Raw genomic sequence first — 21859 nt, 5'->3', positions numbered from 1 at the left:
AAACACGGAACGACCGGTCGGCCGCCGTTCGCCGGCGCCGCTCTCCGCCGCCCGGGCCCGGCGGGGACGTCCGACGGGAGTGCGGCCCGGCCGTCGCCGATCGCCCGGGGAGCACCCGCACAGGGCGCTTCGGCACACGCGTGGCCGGGGGACCTGGGGGCACTCCGGGAGGTGGAGCAACGCACGGCCCACCGGCGTCCTCGGCACGCCGGGGCGGACAGGAGGACCCCATGCCCGCCGACACCCCACGGGTGCTGATCTTCGACGTCAACGAGACGCTCATCGACCTGGCGCCGCTCGGCGCCTGTCTGGAGGAGGTCGGACTGCACGCCCGCCTGCTGCCCGTCTGGTTCGCCGGCGTCCTGCGCGACGGCATCGCCCTGACCCTGGCCGGCGCGCCCGCCCCCTTCGCCGCTGTGGCCGGCGACGGCCTGCGCGCGCTGCTGGCCGTCGGGCAGCCGGACGGGCCGGACCCCGAACGGGCCGTCCGGCACGTCCTCGGCGCGCTCCCCGCCCTGCCCGTCCACCCCGACGTCCCCGACGGCGTCCGGGCCCTGCACGAGGCGGGCCTCCGCCTGCTCACCCTGACCAACGGCTCGTCCGGCACCACGCGCGCGGCCCTGGCCCGCGCGGACGTCGCCCGACACTTCGAGACGCACCTCGACGTGCGGGGTGCGGGAGGGCGCTGGAAACCCGCACCGGACGCCTACGCGCACGCCCTGCGCACCGCGGAGGTCGACGCCGCGGACGCGATGCTGGTCTCGGCCCACCCATGGGACGTCGACGGCGCCGCGCGGGCCGGTCTCGGCACCGCCTGGGTGCACCGCACGGACCTGCCCCGGCCCACTTCGATGCACGCCGCGGACCGGGATGCGACGGACCTCACCGACCTGGCCCGTCAACTGCGCGGCGTCCCGCACTGACGCCCGCAGCGGGACTCGGTCCCCCTCGACGGCGAAGCCTCCCGCGCGTTGCGCCGGGGCGCCGGGGCGTGCCCGCCTGCCGCCGGAGGAAGCCTCGCCGCGCTCCCCGCCCGGCGTGCACGTCCGGCGCTGCGGCACCGGCCGGCCGGGCGCCGGGTGAACGTGCCTCCGACGGCCGGCAGGCCCGCGCCCTCACCGCCCGGGTCGCCTCGTCCGACGGGGACCGGCCTGTTCACCCCGCCCCCACCCTGGCTACCCAGCACCCGTCCGCCGATTCGCGACCACCGTTGGGGAGGCTCCCATGACCGACGTCGCCGACTATGTGCTGCAGCGATTGACCGAGTGGGGTGTGGAGCGGGTGTACGGCTACCCGGGGGACGGGATCAACGGGTTCCTGGGCGCGTTCGATCGGGCTGCGGGGGAGAGCCGGAGTTCGTGCAGGTGGGGTATGAGGAGATGGCCGCGTTCATGGCGTGCGGGCGCGCGAAGTTCACCGGGGAGGTGGGGTGTTGTGCGGCGAGGTGAGGGGGCGGCGGACGTGGCTGCGACATGTGCCGTTCATGGTCGCCGCACCCCGTGGAGCAGGGGGCGCGCAGGGTCCGGCCGGGCCTGCACGCCCCCGCGCGGCACGCACGCCGCCGCGGGGGCGGGGTGCCGAGCGGTCGGCGGTTCCCCACCGAGGCCCGGAACCGGCCCGGGCCACCGCGGCGGGAGGGAGCCGACCCGCCGGGCCGCCGGGCCTCCCGCCCGGCGGTGAGGGCGCGAGGCGGGCGCCGGACGCGGGCCGGGCGCCCACGGGCCCCGCTCCCCGTGGGCGCCGCTCGGCGCGTCTGCGCCCCGTCGGCGGGCTCCTCGGGCGGTACCCGCTCGGCGGGCTCCGGTGGCCGGAGGACGTCGGCGTCCGCGGTCTTCGGCGCCGCGCGTTCCTGCTCGGGTTCGGTCGCCACGAGCATCTCGCGCAGCTGCCGCAGGCAGCGCGCCAGGATGCGGGAGACCTGCATCTGCGAGACGCCGATGACGTCGGCGATCTGCTGCTGGGTCCGGTCCTGGTAGAACCTGAGATGCAGAACGAGCCGGTCCCGCTCCGACAGCCGCTCCAGGGCGGAGGCCAGAGCCAGGGAGTCCAGGACCCGGTCGAGTTCCCGGTCCTCGGTGCCGATCAGGGACAGCAGCGGACGGTCGCCGCCCACGTCGCTCTTCGCGTCGAGGGACCGCGGACGGCACGCGTGGACGGCCTGCAGTGTGCCGGTGACGCGGTCCGGCTCCAGCCCGGTGTGCTCCGCGATCTCCTGAGGCGTGGGCGAGTGCCCCCCGTTGCGCTGCTGGAGCTCCTCGACGGCCTGCAGGACGGGGCCGCGGGCCTCCTGGTACCGCCGGGGCAGCCGCAGGACTCCCGCCCGGTCCCTGAGGTGCCGCTTGATCTCGCCGACCACCGTGGGCACCGCGTACGACAGGAAGGCGTGCCCGAGACCGGGGTCGTACCCGTCGACTGCCTTGATGAGCCCGACGGAGGCGACCTGCACGAGGTCGTCGGCGTCCTCACTGCGGCCGTGGAAACGACGGGCCAGACGGCGGGCCAGCGGTACGAGCAGGCCGATCGCCCGCTCCCGCTCCGCCCGGCGGTGCGGGCCCGGGGGGAGTGCGGCGAGGTTGCGCATCAACGCGTCGATGTGATCCGAGGACGGCGCCGGGGGCGCGGCGCGGTCGGGCGGCGGCTCGGTGGGGGTGGCTGCGGGATACATGACCTCGGGTGTGTCGGCGGGGCGGAGGACCGGCAGAACACACCTGCGAGCAGACCCTTCGTCGACGTGCGACCGTTCCGGTCGCAGGGCCCTTTCGGGGTGGGCGGCTGCCGTTTCCGTGCGCACGGTCCGCACACGGTTGCCGGTGTGGCGTCGAGCCGTTGGCCGGGACGGGCCCCGGTCACCGATTCGGGTGGTGAAGTCACCCGCTGCGCCGAGGTGAAACGTCGACCGGGGGCCCGATCACCCGGACGGTCCCGCTGTCGGAGCCGTCCGGGTGATCGGCGGGGGTCTCTCGATTCCCGAACCAGGCCCCACCGTCGTGCCGCCCGAACCCACCGAGAGCACGGAGTCCGTCGAGGCGACCGCACCGGCCGGTGCCCGGGCCGATGTACGCCGAGTGCGGCGAGGCCGGGGACGGGGCGCCCGGGCCCCGGGACGGGTCCGGGCGTTCGGCCGATGGGTGCGCTGCGCCTACCCGGTGGCAGCGCTCGACGGAAACGGCGACGCCCCCGGGCGTTCCGCCGGGGGGCGTGATGATCGCGCGCGTGGTGATCGCGCGGTGCCGGGCGCAGTTGTGTGCGCGTCCGGGCTGCGGCGCGCCCGCCGGTCAGGCCTCGGTGCTCGGATGCCACTGCGTCGTGGGCTGGAGCACGGCTTCCTCCAGCGCCCTGGTGCGCAGTTCGGTGACCTTCTGGTACTCGGGATCGGCCACCATCCTGCTGAACGCCTCGCGGCTCGGGTACCGCACGAGGATCACCGCGTCCCAGGCCTGTCCGTCCCCGGCCACCAGCGCGGTGGCGCCGGAACCTGCGTACAGGACCTGCCCGCCGTAGCGGGGGAGGAACGTCTTCTCCAGGTGACCGGCGTACTCCTGATACAGACTCCTGCCGCCCGGTGCGAAGCGCAGCAGGTTGAGCATGACCACCGGGCCACCGGGGTCCTCGGCGAGCAGGCGCTTGAGATCGGCGCCCGTGGGGTCGACGGCCACGTAACACCCCTTTCACGGAGATCCTCGCCCTCGGCGGAGGGCCGGCCGCCCCGAGCATACCGATCGGTATGCCCGGGGCGGCGTGAGGACCGGCTCCGGGTCGGTTCGGGTGGCAAGGGGTGGGGGCGCCTGCCGGCCGGCGGAGCCGGGCACGGCAGCCGTCCGCGCGGACGGTGGTGCACACGGATCCTGGCCGTCGGATCGACGTTCATGACGCCGACCGCTTCTCGGCCGCCGTCGGACATCGTGCTCACCGCGGATCCTGCGGGCGCCCCTCGCCCCGCTCCGGCGAGGCGGCGAGGCGCGCCCGCGCTGGTGCCGGCCCGGTGGGGGCCGGCCCGGTTCAGCGCTGGCCGCTGCGCCGGGTGACCCCGATGGTCAGTCCCATGGCGGCCAGGCCCAGAACGATGGTGGCACCGCCCACCCAGCAGTTGTTCCAGACGATGCCGGCCCGCGCGCTGTGGCTCGCCGTCACCACCCACGGCGAGAGCAGCAGCCAGAGGCCGAGCGGCGCCACGACCCAGGCCAGCCGGAACATCCGCTCCGGTGCGAGGGTCAGGGCGAGGCCGATCAGGCCGACGGTGATGCCGACGACGAGGTTGTTGACGGTGATGTTCGGTTCGTTGGTGAAATGCACGACCCACGGCGAGATCGCGATGTAGACACCCGCGAGGAGGATCAAACCCTCCACGGCGATGGCCTGGCCGCTGGAAGCGGTGCGTTCGAGACGCTCTCGCATCTCGGCGATCTCGGGATGTGAAGCCATCTCGCCGGTGTGTTGCGGATACGACATGGCCGTCGTCTCCTCTCCGGGAGTGATTTGTGCCTTGTGCAACGAGTCCCCTTCACGTGTCCTTTATTCACTTTTCGGGCATTTTGTCCAATTTGATGTCGCGCTCCCCGCTCGCCGCGCAGCGACCGGCGCGCACTCGGCACGCGGCCCGTCCACCGCCCCGAACCCCGTGCGGTTCCGGCCCGGCATCGGGCGCGTTCCCGGCCGGACGTCCCCGCTCCCCGCCGGCCCCGGAACCCCGTGGCGCCCCGGTCCCCGCGGTGGGCTTTCGATTCAGGGGTTCACGGGTTGGGCCGAGTCGGCACGCGTTTCCGGCCGTCCCACCGGCCTGTGCTCCCCTTCGGCGCCGCTCGCCCGTGCAGCGCCCGGTGTGACCGCGCCGTCCCGCGGTACTCCACACCCGGCGGTCGCGCCGCAGGGGAGCGGCGTGCCGCCCGTCGACCCATGGAGAGGATGAGGTATGCGCGCACTGAACGTCCGCCCCGGGCACGAGGGTTCCCTCGACGTGCGTGAGGTCGAGGAGCCGAAACAGGCCGCCACCGACCTCCTCGTCCGCGGCCTGGCCGTCGGGGTGTGCGGTACGGACCGCGAGATCGCCTCCGGCGGATACGGCCGGGCTCCGACGGGGAGCGACCGGCTGATCCTGGGCCACGAGTCGCTGGGCCGGGTGGAGGAGGCCCCCGAGGGCAGCGGCTTCGAGGCCGGCGACCTGATCGCGGGTGTCGTGCGGCGACCCGATCCCGAGCCGTGCGGTGCGTGCGCGCGCGGCGAATTCGACATGTGCCGCAACGGCCGGTACCGGGAGCGCGGCATCAAGGAACTCGACGGCTACGGCTCCGAGCTGTGGTGCGTCGACCCCGGATACGCCGTCCGGGTCGATGCCGCACTGGGCGTCGCGGGCGTCCTCACGGAGCCGACGAGCGTCGTCGCGAAGGCCTGGGAGCAGATCGAGCGCGTGGGCTCCCGGTCCTGGTTCGAGCCGCAGCGGGTCCTGGTCACGGGCGCCGGCCCCATCGGGCTGCTGGCCGCGCTGCTCGGCCGTCAGCGCGGCCTCGACGTCCACGTCCTCGACCGCGTCACGGACGGGCCGAAGCCCGACCTGGTCAGGGAGCTGGGGGCGGCCTACCACAGCGACTCTGTGGACGAGGTGCTGGACGCCGTACGACCCGATGTCGTTGTCGAGACGACGGGAGCAGGCCGGGTGGTGGTCGACGCGATCCGCGGCACCGCCTCCTACGGGGTGGTCTGCCTCACCGGCGTGTCGCCCGGCGGCCGCCGGCTGACCGTGGACGCGGGCACGGTGAACCGCGAGATCGTCCTGGAGAACGACGTCGTGGTGGGCTCCGTCAACGCCAACCTGCGGCACTACCGGCAGGCCGCCGACGCCCTCGCCCGCGCCGACCACGCCTGGCTGCACCGCCTCCTCACCCGCCGCCTGCCCCTCGCGCGGGCGGCCGAGGCCTTCGATCGGCGGCCGGACGACGTCAAGACCGTGATCGAACCCGCCCCGTGACGCGGCCGCCGGGCGGGCCCGGCCGCGGCCCGGCTGCGCTGCCGTCCCCGGCAGGGGCCCGCGCCGCTCGCCCGGCCGGTCGGCGTCGTCGATGCCCTGACCTGTGCCGGGGTGCCCGACGGCAGGGCCAGGGCGTCGGTCCGGGCACTCCGGGTCCGGCCTGCGGTCCGGGCCCCGCCGTGTCGACCGGGCCGCGGGTTCGGGCGGTTCAGCCGAGGGCGTCGAGGGCGTCGAGGATGTCGGCGGGTTCGGCGCGGGCGGTGTAGTCGGCGTCGACGAACGCCCAGCGGACGGTGCCCGCCCCGTCGAGCACGTAGGTCGCGGGCAGCGGCAGGGTGCGCGGGTGGCCGCCGTTGACGCGCTGGAGCTCGAAGCCGAGCGTGTCGTAGACGGCGGCGAGATCGTCGGGCAGGTCGAAGGCCAGGCCGTACTGGCGGGCGGTGTCGGAGCCGACGTCACTGAGGACGTCGAAGGCGAGTCCGTGCTTCTCGGTGAGTGTGAGGGACTCGTCGGGGACCTGCGGGGACACGGCGACGAGACGGGCGCCGCGGGCGGTGACGGCGGCATGGTGCTGCTGGAGGGCGTGCAGGGCGAGGTTGCAGTACGGGCACCAGGCACCGCGGTAGAACGTCAGCACGACGGGGCCGTCGTGCAGCAGGTCGTCCAGGGCCACCGTGCGGCCCGTCGCCGACGGCAGCCGGAAGCGGGGCGCCGAGTCGCCGGCGGCGAGGGCGCGCTCGGCCTGCCCGGAGTCGGCGAGCTCCCGGCCGGCGCGCTGCATGATCTGCCGGATCTCGGCGGGTATCTCCTGGCCGCGGGCTTCGTGGAAGGCGCGCAGTTCGGCGTTGAGGCTGGTCATGCCGCGGTTCCTCCTGATGGCGACAGGCGTGGGGGGTGTTCCCCCTCCACTATCTTGAAACGATCGTTCCAGGTTAACCGGGTCGGAGGTATCTTGGAACAGGGATTCCAAGACAGCGGGACGAGGCATGCCGGACATCAAGCACTTCGATCCGGACGCGGCCCTGGACACGGTGGTCGGGCTCTTCTGGCGGCAGGGCCTGGCCGCGACAGGGATCCAGGACATCGTGAGCGAGACCGGCCTCAACCGCTCCAGCCTGTATGCCACCTTCGGTGGCAAACAGGAGCTCTACCGGGCCGCCCTGCGCCACTACGTCGAGCAGCGCTCCCGGCCGGTCCTGCGCCGACTCGCCGAGGACGAGCGGGGTCTGCCCGCCGTCGCCGAGTTCTTCGACGGCCTGATCCGGGACCGCTGCTCGGGAGCTCACGCCCGCTGGGGCTGCATGGTCTCCAACGCGCAGGCGGGCGCGGAGGCCGGCGACGCCGACGTGCGTGCCGTCCTCGACGCGCAGCACCGGGAGTTGCGCGACGCGATGCACGCCGCGCTCGTGACGGCCGAGGCCCGCGGCCAGTTGGGCCCGGGGACCGTTCCCGCGACGGCGGCGGACGTGTTGGCGCTGCTCGCCCACGGTGTGAACCTGCGCTCACGCGCCGGGGCCGACGCGCAGGAGCTCAGCAGGACGGTCACCGCCGCCCTGGAGTGCCTCGGCTCGCCGCCGACGGCCTGACGGCACACGCACGACGACGCCCCGAGGCCTCCGCCCCGGCCTGAGTTGCCGCCCCCGGCCGGAGCCGCCACCCCCGCTCCACGTCCCGGGCCCCTGCTTGCCCCTCACCGGGCCCGCGCGCCTCCCGCCGCCGGGCCCTGAGCGGAACCCCCGGTCGGCGCATCCCCGTTCCGCCACAAGAGGCGCCGCGGTGTGAACCGTGTGAGCGTGGTGGAACGGATGGCGGACGTAGGCCTTGCCAGCCGGACGAGGAGGCGAGATGGCGGTCGGTGCCCACGAGGGATGCGCCAACGGGACGGTGCTCCCCGACGACGTCTTCGAGCGTTTGCGCGCGGTTGCCGACGCCGTCCTCTACGAGGGATACCTCCTCTACCCCTACCGTCGCTCCTCCGCCAAGAACCGGGTGCGCTGGCAGTTCGGCGTCCTCGCCCCGCGCGAATGGGCCGAACACGACGGCCCCGTGGCCGAAGGCCTGTCCGGGGCGGTGGACGCCTGGTACCAGCAGACGGAATGCCTGGTGCGCGCCGTGCCGGGGGCCGTGCTGCGGGTGCGGGTGCGCTACCTCCACCTCCAGCGCAAGCAGGTCGAGGAGTTGCTGCCCGACGGGGCCCATCGGCAGGTCGAGTCGTTGGCGGACGGCGACGACGTCCATCTCGCCTTCGACGAGGCCGTGCCCCGCGAGGTCGAGGCCACCGTCGCCCTGGACCGGCTCCTCACCGGCGATCTGTGCCTGCCGGCCGGGTCGGCACCGGGGGAGGAGCACGAGAGCGTGGCCGGTGGAGCCGGACGCGTGGTGCGCCGCCGCGAGCAGGTGGACGCCGTGACGACCGTTCGGGCCGAGCCCTTGCGGGACGGCCCGCCGGGTGCCCCCGCGCTCCACCGGCTCCGGGTGCGCACGGAGAACACCGGGCCCGCGCGCTGCGGCGCCACCGCACCCCGCGGCGAGGCGCTGGCCCATGCGCTGATGGCCACCCACACGCTGATCGGCGGTGAGGGAGTCGAGTTCGTCTCCCTCACCGACCCGCCGGACGACTGCGAGGAGCACGCCCGCGCGTGCCGGAACGTGCACACCTTCCCCGTCCTCGGAGGCGAACCCGGGTGCGGCGAAGTGGTGCTGTCGTCGCCGATCCTCCTGCCCGACCATCCGCAGGTGGCTCCCGAGAGTCCCGGCGACCTCCACGACGCCGCCGAGATCGACGAGATCCTCACCCTGCGCACCCTCCTCCTGACCGACGAGGAGAAACGCGAGGCACGGGCCACCGACCGGCGCGCCGCCGACATCCTCGACCGCGTCGAGTCGATGCCGCCGGAGATCTTCGCCCGGCTGCACGGCGCCATCCGCTCCCTGGAACCCGCGGCGCAGCCGCCCGGGCGCCCCGCACCACAGCCACTTGGTCGACCCGCCGCACAGCCACTGGCGCAACCGGCCGCCCAGCCACTCGGCCGACCTGCCGCGCGGGCACCGGCGTGGTCCGCCGCGCACGGTCCCGGCGGGCCCTTCCCCGAAGCCGCCGACTCGGCGTCCCCCGGGCCCGCCGCCGGCGTGCCCTGGTGGGGGGACGGCGCCGACGACGGGCTGTCCCCGACCACCGACACCGTCCTCGTGGACGGTGTCCCGGTGGCCGCCGGCAGTGCCGTACGACTGCGCCCCGCCGCGCGGGGCGCCGACGCCCAGGACATGTTCCTGGACGGGCGCACCGCCCGCGTCGCGGCCGTCCTGCACGACGTGGACGGCAGCATGCACGTCGCCGTCACCCTCGACGACGACCCCGCGGCCGAACTCAACGGCTGGTACGGCCGCTTCCACTACTTCCGCCCAAACGAACTCGTCCCCCTGACCCCGACCCACGACGGAGGGCGCGATGGACGGCCTTGACCTGCTGGTCAACGACCACCGCAGGGCGGAGCAGCTCTTCCGCAACTACCGTGCCGCGGCGTCCGACCAGCAGCGGCGGGCCGTCGTGGAGCTGATGATCCGTGAGCTGTCCCGGCACGCCGCCCTGGAGGAGATGCTCGTCTATCCGCTGGCCAGGGAGGCGATCCCCGAAGGGGAACAGGAGATCGACCGGCACCTCGCCGACCACATGGCTCTGAAGAAGACCCTCCTCGCCCTGGACCGGCTGCCCGCGGGCGACGAGCGGACCGACGACCTCGTGGCCGAACTACGGGCCGAGGTCGAGGACCACGTGCGCGAGGAGGAAGAGGAGTTCATGCCCCGGTTGCGCGCGGCCGTGTCCCAGGAGGAACTGGACCGGCTCGGGCAGCACCTGGCGAAGGCCGGGCACGGCGCCCCGACCCGCCCCCATCCCAACGCCCCGGAACAGCCCCCCGCACTCACCCTGGCCGGACCGCTGGCCGCGGCCTACGACCGCTTCCGGGACCGCATCCAACGGAGGCCGATGACATGACCACCGACAGCGGCACCACCGACGTCAGCCAGGACACCGGCAGCGCCGAGCAGCGCGACGGGTTCGACGAGGTCCACATCCTCTGGATCTCGGAGGGCATGAGCTGCGACGGCGACACCGTCTCGCTCACCGCCGCCGGACAGCCCTCGATCGAGGACCTCGTCCTGGGCCTCGTGCCGGGCCTGCCCAAGGTGAACCTGCACAACAAGGTGCTCTCGCCCAGCCTGGGCGGCGAGGACTTCCTCGCCCCCTACCGGGCCGCGGCCCGCGGCGAACTGGGGCCCTTCATCCTCGTCATCGAGGGTTCCGTCCCCAACCAGAACATCATCGAGGGCGACGGCTACTGGACGTCGTTCGGCAACGACCCCGAGACCGGCGAACCCCACACCCTCAACTGGTGGATCGACCAGCTCGCCCCCAGGGCGTGGGCGGTCGTCGCGGCCGGCACCTGCGCCGCCTACGGCGGCATCCACGCCATGGCCGGCAACCCCACCGGCTCCATGGGCCTGTGCGACTACCTGGGCTGGGACTACAAGAGCCAGGGCGCGCTGCCCGTGGTCAACGTCCCCGGCTGCCCGATCCAGCCGGAGAACTTCATGGAGACCCTGGTCTGGGTCCTCTACCACGCCGCCGGCGCCGCCCCGCCGCCCCCGCTCGACCACATGCTGCGCCCCCAGTGGCTGTTCGGGAGGACCGTCCACGAGGGGTGCGACCGGGCCGCCTACTACGAGCAGGCCGACTTCGCCAAGGACTACAACGCCCCCAAGTGCCAGGTGAAGGTGGGCTGCTGGGGCCCGGTGGTCAACTGCAACGTCCCCAAGCGGGGCTGGATGAACGGCGTCGGCGGATGCCCCAACGTGGGAGGCATCTGCATCGGCTGCACCATGCCGGGCTTCCCCGACGCCTTCATGCCGTTCATGGACGAGCCCACGGGCGGCAGCCTGTCGTCGATCCTCATCAAGCCCTACGGGTCGTTCATCCGGCGGATGCGCGGCATCACCAGCGCCGCCGTCAACCGGGAACCGAAGTGGCGGCACAACGAGCCCGCACTGAGCAGCGGATACGACCCGCACTGGCGCGCCTGAGGCGCATCACACCCCCAACGAGCTAGGGCAGGAAGTGACATGACACAGACCGAGGACCGGGCCGGGACACGCCAACCCGGGCAGCTCGTGGAGATGTCCTGGGACCCGATCACCCGGATCGTCGGCAACCTGGGCATCTACACGAAGATCGACTTCGCCAACCGGGAGGTGGTCGAGTGCCACAGCACCTCGTCCATCTTCCGGGGCTACTCGGTGTTCATGAAGGGCAAGGACCCCCGTGACGCCGGGTTCATCACCTCGCGGATCTGCGGCATCTGCGGCGACAACCACACCACCTGCTCCAACTACGCGCAGCAGATGGCCTACGGCATCAAGCCGCCGATGCTGGCCGAGCACATCGTCAACCTCGGCGAAGCGGCCGAGTACATGTTCGACCACACCATCTTCCAGGACAACCTGGTCTTCGTGGACTTCTGCGAGGCCATGGTCAAGGCGACCAACCCGGGCGTGCTCGCCCGCGCCGAGCGCACGGACGCGCCCCGGGGGGAGATCCACGGCTACCGGACGATCGCCGACATCATGCGGGCGTTCAACCCCTTCGAGGGAGAGGTCTACAAGGAGGCCCTCAAGGTCAGCCGGCTGACCCGGGAGATGTTCTGCAAGATGGAGGGGCGGCACGTCCACCCGTCGACCCTGTACCCCGGAGGCGTCGGCACCGTGCCGACCCCGACCCTCTTCACCGACTACCTGTCCGGGCTGATGAAGACCCTGGACTTCATCAAGCAGGCCGTCGCCATGAACGACGACGTCTTCGACTTCTTCTACGAGGCCCTGCCCGGATACGAGGAGGTCGGCCGCCGCCGGGTCCTGCTCGGCTGCTGGGGCGCCTTCCAGGACCCCGAGGTCTGCGACTACCGCTACGAGACGATGAACGACTGGGGCAAGGCGATGTTCGTCACGCCCGGCATCGTCGTCGACGGCGAGCTCGTCACCAACAACCTCGTCGACATCAACCTCGGCATGCGCATCATGCTCGGCAGCTCCTACTACGAGGACTGGGCGAACGAGGAGCCGTTCGTCACCCACGACCCGCTGGGCAACCCCGTCGACATGCGCCACCCGTGGAACCAGACCACCGTCCCGGTGCCGCAGAAGCGGAAGCTCGACGACAAGTACAGCTGGGTGATGAGCCCGCGCTGGTACCACCAGCAGAGCGACCAGCACCTCGCCCTGGACACCGGCGGAGGCCCCCTGGCCCGGCTGTGGTCGACCGCGCTGAGCGGCCTGGTCGACACGCCGTACGTCAAGGCCACCGGGAACAGCGTCCGCATCACTCTGCCCAGGAGCGAGAAGCTGCCCGAGCAGACGCTGGAGTGGAAGATCCCCCGTTGGAGCAACACCATCGAGCGCGACCGGGCCCGCCCGTACTTCGTCGCCTACGCGGCGGCGATGGCCTTCGACTTCGTGGAGAAGGCGATGGGGCTGGTCCGGGCGGGCGAGGTCAAGACGTTCGAGAACTTCGAGGTGCCCGACGAGGCGATCGGCTGCGGCTTCCACGAGGCCGTGCGCGGCGTCCTCTCCCACCACCTGGTGATCAAGGACAAGAAGATCGCGAACTACCACCCCTACCCGCCGACCCCGTGGAACGCCAGCCCCCGCGACAGCTTCGGCACGCCCGGCCCCTACGAGGACGCCGTCCAGGGCCAGCCGATCTTCGAGGAGAACGGCCCCGACGACTTCAAGGGCGTGGACATCATGCGCACCGTGCGCAGCTTCGACCCCTGCCTGCCGTGCGGTGTCCACATGTACCTCGGCAAGGGCAAGGAGATCACCACGATGCACACGCCGACCTACGGTGCCGGCAATGGCTGACGCGGAGCGGCTCGACGACACCGCGGTCAGCGCGCGGCTGGCCCGCATCGACGACCTGCTGGAACGCCTGGAGAACAGCCCCGGACCCACGGCCCGGGACGCCGTGCAGGCGGTACGGGACCTCACCGACGTCTACGGCGAGGCGCTGGCCCGCGTCGTCGACCGCGCCGATCCGGCACTGGCGGAGGCCCTCGCCGACGACGATCTCATCGGCCACCTGCTGATCCTGCACGACGTGCACCCCGAGCCGCTGCTGCCCCGGCTGGAACGCGCGGTGGGACGGCTGCGCGACGAACTGCGGCGGCACGGCGGCGACATCGAGCTGGCCGGCGTGGACGAGGGCGTGGCCCGGGTCCGCCTGACCGCCGGCGGCTGCGGCTCCGCCGCCTCCGGCGTGCTGGACGCCGTCCGCGAGAGGCTGCTCGCGGTGGCCCCCGAACTCGACGACGTCCGGCGCGAACCCGACGCCGGGCAAGGGGTGGCGTTCGTGCCCCTGGACGCCCTCACCCGGCCCGCGGCGCAGCCCCAGGGGGCGCCGTGACCGGGGGCGGCGCCCTCGCCCGGGTCATCCGCTCGACCGCCGACCGGCGCGCCGCGGACGAGGAGCGCTGCGACCTGTGTGCGGCGCCCGTCGCCGGGGAGCACCGCCATGTGTACGACGGCGAGCGACAGGAGGTGCTCTGCGCGTGCCGCCCCTGCGCGCTGCTGTTCGTGCGCGACGAGGCGAGCGAGGGCCACTACCGGCTCGTCCCCGAGCGCCGCCTGCGGCTGCCGCCCCTGGACACCGCGCCCCTGGGCGTGCCCGTCGGCCTGGCCTTCTTCGTGCCCCATCCCGACGGCACCGTCACGGCCCACTACCCGGGGCCGGCCGGTGCGGTCCGCTGGCAGGTGGAGGCCTCCGCCTGGCGGGAGGTAGCCGCAGGGTGTCCACTGGTGGAGAGCGTGACCCCCGATGTCGAGGCACTGCTGATGAACACCGCACGCGACGCCCGGCACCACTGGATCGTCCCCGTCGACGACTGCTTCCGCCTGGTGGCCCTCGTACGGCGGGAATGGCGCGGCCTGTCGGGCGGCACGCGTGTGTGGCCCGCAGTCGACGGGTTCTTCGCGGACCTGACCAGCACAGGGAGCACTCCATGGGAACCATCAGGGTCGGACACCCGGATGTGAAGCCGGACACCCCCACCCACGTCTTCGGCCTGCACCAGGGCAACAAGGGGCCTTACGCATGCCAGGCCGGGCACCACGAGGACGGCACCGCCGACGCGCGCCGCTCCACCGGTATCCACAGCAAGAAGCACAACGCGATCCTGAAGGTGATGCCGAACATCCCTCCGGGATGAGGCAGACGAGGAGCACAGATGGCACAGCTGACGGGCCGGAGCGTTCTGACCGCTCAGGCGGCCCTCCTGGCAGGAGCGGCCCTGGCCCTGTTGATCAGGGAGATGCCGGGGCTGGTACGGGAGATCAGGATCTGGCGGATGGTCGGAGTGCGGTCCCGCTCCGGCCACCCCCGGTGACGCCCGTGCACGAGTTGTCGATCGCCACGGCCATCGTGGACCAGGCGGACGAGGTGGCCCGGGCCCACGGCCCGGGTCCCGTCTCCGCCGTGCACGTACGCATCGGGGAACTGTCGGGGGTCGTCCCCGACGCCCTGGCCTTCGCCTTCGAGGTGGCCCGGGACGGGACGGCGCTCGCGGCGGCCGAACTGGTCGTCGAGGAGATCCCCGCCGTGGCCCACTGCGGCCCCTGCGACGAGGACTTCCCGGTGGGAAGCCCTCCGTTCTTCTGGTGCCCGCGCTGCGACCGGCCTTCCGAAGGGCTCCGCAGCGGACGGGAACTGCAGATCACGGGAGTCGAACTCGCCGACGCACCGGCCTGCCCCGGCCCCCTCGGCGCGGCGCCCGCCGACGCACCGGGCTGACCGGGCCGCAGCCCCCTCCGCTACCGGGCTGTGAAGGGCCGACGCTTCAGGTGTCTCTCGGCTTCAGGTGTCTCTTGAGCGACGGGCCAGGAACTTGCCCAGTTCCCACAGCAGCAGGAGCGCGAGGGCGGCCAGCAGGGCCCAGCCGAACTGCCGCGCGTTGATCGCGGTCGTGCCGAGGATGCGGCGGAAGGCGTCCATCTGGGTGACCAGCACCGCGAGTACGAACTGGGTCAGCGCCACCCGGTTCATCTGCCTGCTGTCGAAGGTGGACGTCGTCAGCACCGAGTCCGTCTCGCTGCGGCATTCGAACGCGGCCACGATCAGGCAGAGGGCGAACGCGGTGAAGGCGATCGACCGACCGGTCTCGACGCTGTCGAAGCGGGCCTGACCGAGCCTGACCAGTCCGAGCAGGAGGGCGGTGATCGCCGGCCCGCCGAGTCCGACCGTGACCAGTACGGGCCGGGTGAGGACGGACTCCCCGCGCGGACGCGGCCTGCGTCGCATGAGCCCGGGGCTCTCCCGGTCGAAGCCGAGCGCGAAGCCGAAGGAGGCATTGACCACGAAGTGGATCCACAGCACCTGCGGTGGGGTGAAGGGCTCACCGGCGGCGATGTTCAGGACGGTGGCCCCGAGGAAGGTCAGGACGAAGGCGACGAGCAGGAGCAGGACGAATCGGATGTACTTGGTGAGGTTGTCGTAGATTCGCCGGCCCTGTTCGACGGCGTAGACGATGGTGGCGAAGCGGTCGTCGGAGAGGATCATGCGACCGGCGTTCTTCGCCACGTCCGTGCCGCTGCCCATGGCGATGCCGATGTCGGCGGCTTTGATGGCGGGCGCGTCGTTGACGCCGTCCCCGGTCATCGCCACGACGTCCCCCTTCTTCTTGAGGGTGTCGGCGAGCAGCACCTTGTGCTCCGGCGCGACGCGGCCCACCACACCGATGCCGTCGATGCGGGCGAGTCGCTCGCCCTCGCTCATGGCGGCGAAGTCGGCGCCGAGGACCGCCTCGCCGGGGATGCCGAGCTGCCGGGCGATCGCCGCACCGGTGGTGACGTCGTCACCGGTCACCATGCGGACCCGGATGTGTCCCGCCTGCGCGCCGGCCACGGCTGCCTTGGCGTCCTCGCGGGGCGGATCGACCATGCCGACGAGACTGGTCATCCGCAGCTCGGTGACGTACGCGAGCAGGTCGCCGTCCGGGTCGAAGCCGGACGGGTCCAGATCACGGACGGCCGCGGCCATCACCCGGCGTCCCTCGCCGCCCATTCGCCGGGTCTGTGCGTCGGCGCGCGCGATCAGTTCGGCGTTCCACGGGACGGTCTCGCCTGCCGCGAGCGCGGTGGCTGCCCGTGCCACCACGGCCGGGACCGCGCCTTTGACGAAGCACCGGACGACCGGCCGTCCGGAGGCGCCGATCGTTCGGTTGAAGGTGGCCATCAGCTTGTAGTCCGGGTCGAACGGCAGCGTGGCGAGCCGGGGGAGGGCTTCGCGGGTGGCGTCGATGTCCAGCCCGGCCTTGTGCGCGAGCACCAGCAGGGCGCCCTCGGTGGGATCGCCCACCACCTCTCCGTCCACCAACTTCGCGTCGCTGGCCATCACGTACGGCAAGATCGCGTCCTCGACGCCCGCGGCGGAACCCGACGTGCCCGCGGCGTGGTGGATCCTCCCGCCGAGCCCGTAGCCCGTACCCGAGACGGTGTACCGGTCTGTGGGACTGACGACTTCGACGGCGGTCATCTGGTTCATGGTCAGGGTGCCGGTCTTGTCCGAGTTGATCGCCGAGGTGAAGGCCAGGGTCTCGACCGACGGCAACTCCTTGACGATGGCGTTCCGCTCCGCCAGGTTGAGGCTGCCGACGGACAGGATCGCCTGCGTCACGGTCGGCAGGGCCTCGGGGATGGCCGCGATGGCCAGCGAGACCGCGCTGACGAACAGGACGTCCCAAGCCTGGTCCCGTTGCCGTCCCAGGGCGAACATCACGATCATGGTCAGGACCGCAGCCCCGATGATCCACAGCGTCAGGGTGTCGAGCTCCTTGGTGAGCGGCGGTACTTCCTTCTCGGTGGCCGACAGCATCCCGGAGATCTTGCCGAGTTCGGTCGTGGCGCCGGTCGCGGTGACGACGAGTACGCCGCTGCCGTGGGTGACCGGGGTGTTCTTGAACGCCATGTTCGTCCGGTCGCCGGGCGAGGGGAGGGGGCCCGCCGACGTGCCGGCGTCCTTCGTGGCGGGGACGCTCTCGCCGGTGAGCGCCGACTCGTCGATCTGCAGGGCACTGGCCTCGATGATGCGTCCGTCGGCCGCGACCTGGTCCCCGGCGGCGATGAGCACGATGTCGCCGACGGCGATCCGTTCGGCGGGGATCTCGGCCTCCGCGCCGTCCCTGCGCACCCGCGCCGTCGCCTTCATCATCGACTGCAGCGCGTTCATCGCGCTCTCGGCCTTGCCCTCCTGGCGCAGACCCACGACCGCGTTCAGCAGGGTCAGGACGAACAGCAGGATCGCGGTGGCCCACTCCTGGACGAACAGCGACACGACCGCCGCGGCCACGAGGACGATCTGCATGTAACTGCGGTACTGCGCGAGGAACCGGCGCCAGGCCGGAGGCCGCTTCTCCTCGGGCAGCGCGTTCGGGCCGTGCGAGGCCAAGAGTTGCTCGGCCCGTGCCGTGGAGAGACCGACCGCCGGATCCACGTCGAACGCCGCCAGGACCTCCTCGGGGGCGTGCGCGTACCACTCGTCCTGCGAAGCCCGGGGCCGGTCTCCCGCGGAACTCGAACGCACCGTCATCTCTCTGCCTCCGGTCCGTGCCTCGCGCCCCGTGCCCCGCGCCGTGGCCGCGGATGCGTCCCGGCCGGTCGCGCGCTCGTTCGACGGGTCTCAGCCGCGCTTCTTCCTGGCCGACGGATGCCGGTCGGCGTACGGATCGGCCGATGCCCCGGCGGGGGCCTCCCGCTCCAGCTCCCGTCTGGTGACGAGCAGTTCCCTCCGTGCGGCATTCCCCACGTCGGGGTACTGCGGATCGATGTCCATCAGGGTGTGCGCGAGGATCGCGGCCGCGCAGATCCGCGCGAACCACTTCCGGTCCGCCGGCACGACGTACCACGGCGCCCACGTCGTGCTCGTGGCCGACAGCATCTCGGAGAACGCGTCCTGGTACTCGTCCCAGTGGCGCCGCTCCCGGACGTCGGCCGCGGAGAACTTCCAGTTCTTCTGCGGCCGGTCGATCCGCTTCAGGAAGCGGGTGCGCTGCTCCTCCTCGGACAGGTTCAGGAAGATCTTCACCACCTTGAACCCGTTGTCCGTGAGGTAGCGCTCCCAGCGGTTGATCTCCCGGTAGCGCCGCTGCCATATGCCTGGTCCGCGCGCGTCGGCCGGAAGTCGCTGCCGGGCCAGGTTCTCGGGGTGGACCCGCACGACGAGAACCTCCTCGTAGTGCGAGCGGTTGAAGATGGCGATCTCGCCGCGCTCGGGCAGCCGCCGGGCGTACCGCCACAGGTAGTCGTGGTCGAGTTCCTCGGCGGAGGGCACCTTGAAGCTGCTGACCCGTACGCCCTGAGGATTGACGCCGCTCATCACATGACGGATCGTCCCGTCCTTGCCTCCGGCGTCGAGCGCCTGCAGGCAGAGCAGCACCCCGTACGTGTCCTGGGCGGCCAGCCGCTCCTGGTACTCGGCCAGCAGCGACACTCCGGCCCGCAGCAGTTCCTTCCCGTCCCGCTTCTTCAGACCGGCCTTGAAACGGGGATCGAAGCCGCGGTCCAGGCGCACCTTCGACCCTGGCTTCACCCGGAGGGGCGCGACGAAATCCGCAATTCTTTCGGCTCTCTCGTCCGACATCACGATCAGCCCTCCGCTGCTCCGGCGTGAGCACGGCGCGTCCCGGGTGCCGTGCCGCCGTCGACGGCCTGACCCGGGGCGGTGCGGCAGGCGGCATGGAGCACCCTGCGGGACCGGCGTTCGACCAGGATCGGGACGTAGGCCCTGGCCCTGGCCCCGTGGAACGAGTCGTACGCGGTCCTGACCGTCGCCTCGACGGTGACCGCGTCGACCGAGGGACAGGCGGCACGCAGCCGCGCCATCATGATCCGGACGGACACGAGTTCGTCCTGCGAGCCATGTGACGGGAGGTCCGGCGGCACGGCCGGATGAGTGCGCTCCACCGGTTCCGGGCGGTGACACAAGCCCTCGACGGGAAGGCCTGCGACGGGAGAAGTCCGCTCTTCGATCGTCATGACCGCACCCATCCCACGTCCCATGACCTGCGGACCGCAGAACCACGTGTCCCACCGCAGCCGCGACAGGATCCCTCGCGCCCATTCTCCGCGCGCCCGGACAAGATCGCCCCTCAGGCCGGGTCGGGACGCCGTGGAGGGAGGAGACGCCGGCACCGCGGCCGGGCAGCTCGGCGAGGGGACTCCTCGACCAGAAGCGACGGGCGGCTTGCTCGCCGCCTGATCCGCAGCTCGTGCACGGCATCCGGACACGCAACGGCCCGCGGTGTCCGCCCCGGGGAGGGCGGACGCCGCGGGCCCCTCGCCGTCAGCAGATGCGCGGCAGTTGCTCCCCGAGCGGCATGTCCACGACGCGGGTGCCGCCGAGCCCGGTCGACACCACCACCATGCCGGGATGGTCCTCGACGCACTCACCGACGAGCGCGGCCCCCGCCCCCTGCGGATGCTCCCGCATCGCCGCGAGCACGGCGTCGGCGTGCTCGCGGGCCACGAACGCCACCAGCCGGCCCTCGTTGGCGACGTACAGCGGGTCCAGGCCGAGGAAGGCGCAGGCGTTGGCGACGGCGTCCGGTACCGGGACCGCCCGCTCCGTCAACCGCACCCCGGTGCCCGACGCGCGGGCGATCTCGTTCAGCGACGCCGCCAGCCCGCCCCGCGTGGGGTCGCGCAGCACGTGGATGTCCGGGGTGACCCGCAGCATCGCCTCGACCAGTCCGGCCAGCGGCGCGGTGTCGCTCGCGACGTCCACCCCGAACTCCAGGCCCTCCCGGACACTCATGATGGCCACACCGTGCAGGCCGATCGGCCCGCTCACCAGGACGGCGTCGCCCGGTCTGGCCCGCTGCGGCCGGATGTCGACCCCGTCCGGGACCAGGCCGATGCCGGAGGTGGTGATGTACACGCCGTCGCCGTGGCCGCTCTCGACGACCTTGGTGTCGCCGGTGGCGACGGTGACACCGGCCGCCCGCGCCGCCGCGCCGACCGCCCCGGCGACCCGCTCGACGACATCCATCGCCACGCCTTCCTCCAGCACGAAGGCCGTGGACAGGAACGCGGGCACCGCACCGCTCATGGCGAGGTCGTTGACGGTGCCGTTGACGGCGAGGTCGCCGATGCAGCCGCCGGGGAAGAACAGCGGACGCACCACGTAGGAGTCGGTGGAGAACGCCAGACGCGCCGCGCCGAGCCGGACCACCGCCGAGTCGGCCAGCTGCGCCAGGACCGGATTGCCGAACGCCGGCGCGAAGACGCCGTCGACGAGCTCCGCCGACAGGGCGCCGCCGCCCCCGTGGCCCATCACGACGACCGGCCGGTCGCGCAGCGGGGCGGGGCAGGACCAGTTCGCCGGGTCGACGGGTGCGGTGGCGGTCGAGTCAGCCAACGGGGCTCATCTCCTTGCGCGTGGTGGTGTCCATCCGCCGGTAGAGGTAGTACGCGGCGCAGGCGCCCTCGCTGGAGACCATCGTGGCGCCCAGCGGGGTGCGCGGGGTGCAGCTCGTACCGAACGCCGGGCACTCGGTCGGTTTGATCAGGCCCTGGAGGACCTCGCCGCTCCGGCAGACCGCGGGCTCCTCGGTGCGGATGCCGGTGACGTCGAAACGGTGCTCGGCGTCGTGGGCCCGGAAGGCCTCGGTCAGCCGCCAGCCGCTGTCCGGGATGCGCCCGATGCCGCGCCAGGACCGGTCGGTGACCTCGAACACCTCCTCGATCATGCGGCGCGCGGCCGGGTTGCCGTCCTCCTGCACCGCACGGGCGTAGGCGTTCTCCACCCGGTGCTCGCCGCGCTCCAGCTGGCGCACCGCCCGCCGGATGCCCTCCAGGATGTCCAGGGGCTCGAAGCCGGTCACCACGAGGGGCACACGGTGCCGTTCGGCCAGGTCCGGGTACTCGGCGGTGCCCATCACGCTGCACACGTGACCGGCCGCCAGGAAGCCCTGCACCCGGCAGGTCGGGGCGGTCATGACGGCCTCGATCGCCGGCGGCACCCGCACGTGCGACACCAGCAGGCTGAAGTTGGCCAGGCCCAGGCGGCGCGCCTGGTGCACCGCCATGGCGTTCGCCGGCGCCGTGGTCTCGAAGCCGATGCCGAAGAACACGACCTCGCGGTCGGGGTGACGGCGCGCCAGTTCCAGCGCGTCCATGGGGGAGTAGACCACGCGGACGTCGCCGCCCTCGCTCCGGACCCGGAACAGGTCCCGGTCCGTGCCCGGCACCCGCAGCATGTCCCCGAACGAGCAGAAGATCACCCCCGGGCGCGCGGCGATCGCCAGCGCCTTGTCGATGACCTCCAGCGGTGTCACGCACACCGGGCAGCCGGGGCCGTGGATCAGCTCGACCTCGTCCGGCAGGAGCTGGTCGATGCCGTGCCGGATGATGGAGTGCGTCTGACCGCCGCACACCTCCATCAGCGCCCAGGGCCGGGTGACGGTGGCCCGGATGTCCTCCAGCAGCTTCCGCGCCAGCTCGGGGTCGTTGAACTCGTCGATGTACTTCATCGGGCTCCTTCCTCCGCGGCGGTCACGCCTTCCCGGCCGGCGGGCTCGGGCATTCCCGCCTCCTGCGCCGCCCGTCCCCAGGCGTCACCGAACTCCTCCTCCAGCAGGCCCAGTTCCTCGAAGAGCTTGAGGGAGGCCTGCGCGGATTCCTCGTCCAGCCGCTGGAGGGCGAAGCCGACATGGACGATGACGTACTCACCGACCTGCGTGTCGGGGACGTACTCCAGGCAGACGCGCTTGTGCACGCCGCCGAAGTCGATCAGTCCCGTCAGGGGGTCGGTGCCGTCCTCGATGGCCAGGACGCGGCCGGGCACTGCCAGACACATGG

The 21859-nt window shown here is 72.6% G+C and carries 21 protein-coding genes and 2 pseudogenes; 13 read left to right on the top strand and 10 right to left on the bottom strand.

Annotated features, from left to right (window positions below; all coding sequences use genetic code 11):
- Positions 1-230: 230 nt before the first annotated feature.
- Entirely contained in the window at positions 231-923 is a 693-nt protein-coding gene (locus JS756_RS01650) for a haloacid dehalogenase type II (RefSeq protein ID WP_205381059.1), read from the top strand.
- A 301-nt stretch (positions 924-1224) separates the two neighbouring features.
- Positions 1225-1442, top strand: a pseudogene (locus tag JS756_RS36475) (thiamine pyrophosphate-binding protein); the annotation flags it as partial.
- A gap of 440 nt (positions 1443-1882) precedes the next feature.
- On the opposite strand, the pseudogene JS756_RS36470 reads toward JS756_RS36475, so the two are convergent.
- From JS756_RS36470 to JS756_RS01635, 3 genes and pseudogenes are all read right to left on the bottom strand, one after another.
- Positions 1883-2581, bottom strand: a pseudogene (locus JS756_RS36470) (sigma-70 family RNA polymerase sigma factor); the annotation flags it as partial.
- A gap of 694 nt (positions 2582-3275) precedes the next feature.
- Entirely contained in the window at positions 3276-3656 is a 381-nt protein-coding gene (locus JS756_RS01640) for a DUF1330 domain-containing protein (RefSeq protein WP_205381057.1), read from the bottom strand.
- Positions 3657-3999: 343 nt separating this feature from the next.
- Positions 4000-4449 (bottom strand): SPW repeat protein, encoded by a 450-nt coding sequence (locus JS756_RS01635; RefSeq protein ID WP_205381056.1) that lies wholly within the window; start codon positions 4447-4449, stop codon positions 4000-4002.
- 460 nt (positions 4450-4909) lie between these two features.
- On the opposite strand from JS756_RS01635, the gene JS756_RS01630 reads away from it, so the two are divergent.
- Positions 4910-5962, top strand: coding sequence for a glucose 1-dehydrogenase (locus JS756_RS01630; protein ID WP_205381055.1), 1053 nt, complete (start codon positions 4910-4912; stop codon positions 5960-5962).
- 208 nt (positions 5963-6170) lie between these two features.
- Here the strand turns inward: JS756_RS01630 and JS756_RS01625 are convergent, their stop codons facing one another.
- Entirely contained in the window at positions 6171-6821 is a 651-nt protein-coding gene (locus tag JS756_RS01625; RefSeq protein ID WP_205381054.1) for a peroxiredoxin-like family protein, read from the bottom strand.
- A 127-nt stretch (positions 6822-6948) separates the two neighbouring features.
- On the opposite strand from JS756_RS01625, the gene JS756_RS01620 reads away from it, so the two are divergent.
- The 10 genes from JS756_RS01620 to JS756_RS01575 all read left to right on the top strand — a co-directional run bounded on the left by JS756_RS01620 (position 6949) and on the right by JS756_RS01575 (position 14798).
- Positions 6949-7548, top strand: a complete 600-nt coding sequence (locus JS756_RS01620; RefSeq protein WP_205381053.1) for a TetR/AcrR family transcriptional regulator — start codon at positions 6949-6951, stop codon at positions 7546-7548.
- A gap of 259 nt (positions 7549-7807) precedes the next feature.
- Positions 7808-9424, top strand: coding sequence for a hypothetical protein (locus tag JS756_RS36465; RefSeq protein ID WP_240203094.1), 1617 nt, complete (start codon positions 7808-7810; stop codon positions 9422-9424).
- Positions 9411-9956 carry a hemerythrin domain-containing protein gene (locus JS756_RS01610; protein WP_205381052.1) on the top strand — a complete coding sequence of 182 codons (546 nt, stop codon included), beginning with the start codon at positions 9411-9413 and terminating at the stop codon, positions 9954-9956. Before JS756_RS36465 ends, JS756_RS01610 begins: the two co-directional genes overlap by 14 nt.
- Positions 9953-11041 carry an NADH-quinone oxidoreductase subunit B family protein gene (locus JS756_RS01605; RefSeq protein WP_205381051.1) on the top strand — a complete coding sequence of 363 codons (1089 nt, stop codon included), beginning with the start codon at positions 9953-9955 and terminating at the stop codon, positions 11039-11041. The genes JS756_RS01610 and JS756_RS01605 overlap by 4 nt, the downstream gene beginning before the upstream one ends.
- Positions 11042-11080: 39 nt before the next feature.
- Positions 11081-12874 (top strand): nickel-dependent hydrogenase large subunit, encoded by a 1794-nt coding sequence (locus JS756_RS01600; RefSeq protein ID WP_205381050.1) that lies wholly within the window; start codon positions 11081-11083, stop codon positions 12872-12874.
- A complete protein-coding gene (locus JS756_RS01595) occupies positions 12867-13415 on the top strand; it encodes a NifU family protein (protein WP_205381049.1) in 549 nt (182 codons plus the stop codon). Before JS756_RS01600 ends, JS756_RS01595 begins: the two co-directional genes overlap by 8 nt.
- A complete protein-coding gene (locus JS756_RS01590; protein ID WP_205381048.1) occupies positions 13412-14044 on the top strand; it encodes a DUF5947 family protein in 633 nt (210 codons plus the stop codon). The genes JS756_RS01595 and JS756_RS01590 overlap by 4 nt, the downstream gene beginning before the upstream one ends.
- Positions 14011-14217: a hypothetical protein gene (locus JS756_RS01585; RefSeq protein ID WP_205381047.1), complete on the top strand. Its 207-nt coding sequence runs from the start codon at positions 14011-14013 to the stop codon at positions 14215-14217. The genes JS756_RS01590 and JS756_RS01585 overlap by 34 nt, the downstream gene beginning before the upstream one ends.
- A gap of 18 nt (positions 14218-14235) precedes the next feature.
- The gene (locus tag JS756_RS01580) at positions 14236-14394 is read left to right on the top strand and encodes a hypothetical protein (RefSeq protein ID WP_205381046.1); all 159 of its coding nucleotides are present in this window, start codon (positions 14236-14238) and stop codon (positions 14392-14394) included.
- A 5-nt stretch (positions 14395-14399) separates the two neighbouring features.
- Positions 14400-14798: a hydrogenase maturation nickel metallochaperone HypA/HybF gene (locus JS756_RS01575; protein WP_205381045.1), complete on the top strand. Its 399-nt coding sequence runs from the start codon at positions 14400-14402 to the stop codon at positions 14796-14798.
- A 63-nt stretch (positions 14799-14861) separates the two neighbouring features.
- Here JS756_RS01575 and JS756_RS01570 read toward each other — a convergent pair whose 3' ends face one another.
- The 6 genes from JS756_RS01570 to JS756_RS01545 form a co-directional block, all read right to left on the bottom strand.
- Positions 14862-17591, bottom strand: a complete 2730-nt coding sequence (locus JS756_RS01570; protein ID WP_205381044.1) for a cation-translocating P-type ATPase — start codon at positions 17589-17591, stop codon at positions 14862-14864.
- A gap of 90 nt (positions 17592-17681) precedes the next feature.
- Entirely contained in the window at positions 17682-18641 is a 960-nt protein-coding gene (locus JS756_RS01565) for a polyphosphate kinase 2 family protein (RefSeq protein ID WP_205381043.1), read from the bottom strand.
- 5 nt (positions 18642-18646) lie between these two features.
- Entirely contained in the window at positions 18647-19036 is a 390-nt protein-coding gene (locus JS756_RS01560; RefSeq protein ID WP_205381042.1) for a three-helix bundle dimerization domain-containing protein, read from the bottom strand.
- A 307-nt stretch (positions 19037-19343) separates the two neighbouring features.
- On the bottom strand, positions 19344-20417 hold the full coding sequence (hypE, locus tag JS756_RS01555) for a hydrogenase expression/formation protein HypE (protein ID WP_275892632.1): 1074 nt from the start codon (positions 20415-20417) through the stop codon (positions 19344-19346).
- Positions 20410-21531 (bottom strand): hydrogenase formation protein HypD, encoded by a 1122-nt coding sequence (hypD, locus tag JS756_RS01550; protein WP_205381041.1) that lies wholly within the window; start codon positions 21529-21531, stop codon positions 20410-20412. The genes hypE and hypD overlap by 8 nt, the downstream gene beginning before the upstream one ends.
- On the bottom strand, positions 21528-21857 hold the full coding sequence (locus tag JS756_RS01545; RefSeq protein ID WP_205381040.1) for a HypC/HybG/HupF family hydrogenase formation chaperone: 330 nt from the start codon (positions 21855-21857) through the stop codon (positions 21528-21530). The genes hypD and JS756_RS01545 overlap by 4 nt, the downstream gene beginning before the upstream one ends.
- Between the last annotated feature and the right edge of the window lie 2 nt (positions 21858-21859).

Origin of the sequence: Streptomyces actuosus (assembly GCF_016921115.1) — a bacterium.
Taxonomy (GTDB): Bacteria; Actinomycetota; Actinomycetes; order Streptomycetales; family Streptomycetaceae; genus Streptomyces; species Streptomyces actuosus_A.
Note: the sequence above shows the minus strand (reverse complement) of the source record. Positions and strands in the feature narration are given on the sequence as shown.

Excerpts from the sequence above, each read along its gene's own strand:
- JS756_RS36465 (WP_240203094.1), top strand. The coding sequence starts at position 7,808 with ATGGCGGTCGGTGCCCACGAGGGATGCGCCAACGGGACGGTGCTCCCC.
- JS756_RS01570 (WP_205381044.1), bottom strand. The coding sequence starts at position 17,591 with ATGACGGTGCGTTCGAGTTCCGCGGGAGACCGGCCCCGGGCTTCGCAG.
- JS756_RS01595 (WP_205381049.1), top strand. The coding sequence starts at position 12,867 with ATGGCTGACGCGGAGCGGCTCGACGACACCGCGGTCAGCGCGCGGCTG.
- JS756_RS01580 (WP_205381046.1), top strand. The coding sequence starts at position 14,236 with ATGGCACAGCTGACGGGCCGGAGCGTTCTGACCGCTCAGGCGGCCCTC.
- JS756_RS01635 (WP_205381056.1), bottom strand. The coding sequence starts at position 4,449 with ATGTCGTATCCGCAACACACCGGCGAGATGGCTTCACATCCCGAGATC.
- JS756_RS01630 (WP_205381055.1), top strand. The coding sequence starts at position 4,910 with ATGCGCGCACTGAACGTCCGCCCCGGGCACGAGGGTTCCCTCGACGTG.
- JS756_RS01610 (WP_205381052.1), top strand. The coding sequence starts at position 9,411 with ATGGACGGCCTTGACCTGCTGGTCAACGACCACCGCAGGGCGGAGCAG.
- JS756_RS01545 (WP_205381040.1), bottom strand. The coding sequence starts at position 21,857 with ATGTGTCTGGCAGTGCCCGGCCGCGTCCTGGCCATCGAGGACGGCACC.
- JS756_RS01605 (WP_205381051.1), top strand. The coding sequence starts at position 9,953 with ATGACCACCGACAGCGGCACCACCGACGTCAGCCAGGACACCGGCAGC.
- JS756_RS01560 (WP_205381042.1), bottom strand. The coding sequence starts at position 19,036 with ATGACGATCGAAGAGCGGACTTCTCCCGTCGCAGGCCTTCCCGTCGAG.
- JS756_RS01565 (WP_205381043.1), bottom strand. The coding sequence starts at position 18,641 with ATGTCGGACGAGAGAGCCGAAAGAATTGCGGATTTCGTCGCGCCCCTC.
- JS756_RS01620 (WP_205381053.1), top strand. The coding sequence starts at position 6,949 with ATGCCGGACATCAAGCACTTCGATCCGGACGCGGCCCTGGACACGGTG.
- JS756_RS01625 (WP_205381054.1), bottom strand. The coding sequence starts at position 6,821 with ATGACCAGCCTCAACGCCGAACTGCGCGCCTTCCACGAAGCCCGCGGC.
- JS756_RS01600 (WP_205381050.1), top strand. The coding sequence starts at position 11,081 with ATGACACAGACCGAGGACCGGGCCGGGACACGCCAACCCGGGCAGCTC.
- JS756_RS01650 (WP_205381059.1), top strand. The coding sequence starts at position 231 with ATGCCCGCCGACACCCCACGGGTGCTGATCTTCGACGTCAACGAGACG.
- hypD (WP_205381041.1), bottom strand. The coding sequence starts at position 21,531 with ATGAAGTACATCGACGAGTTCAACGACCCCGAGCTGGCGCGGAAGCTG.
- JS756_RS01585 (WP_205381047.1), top strand. The coding sequence starts at position 14,011 with ATGGGAACCATCAGGGTCGGACACCCGGATGTGAAGCCGGACACCCCC.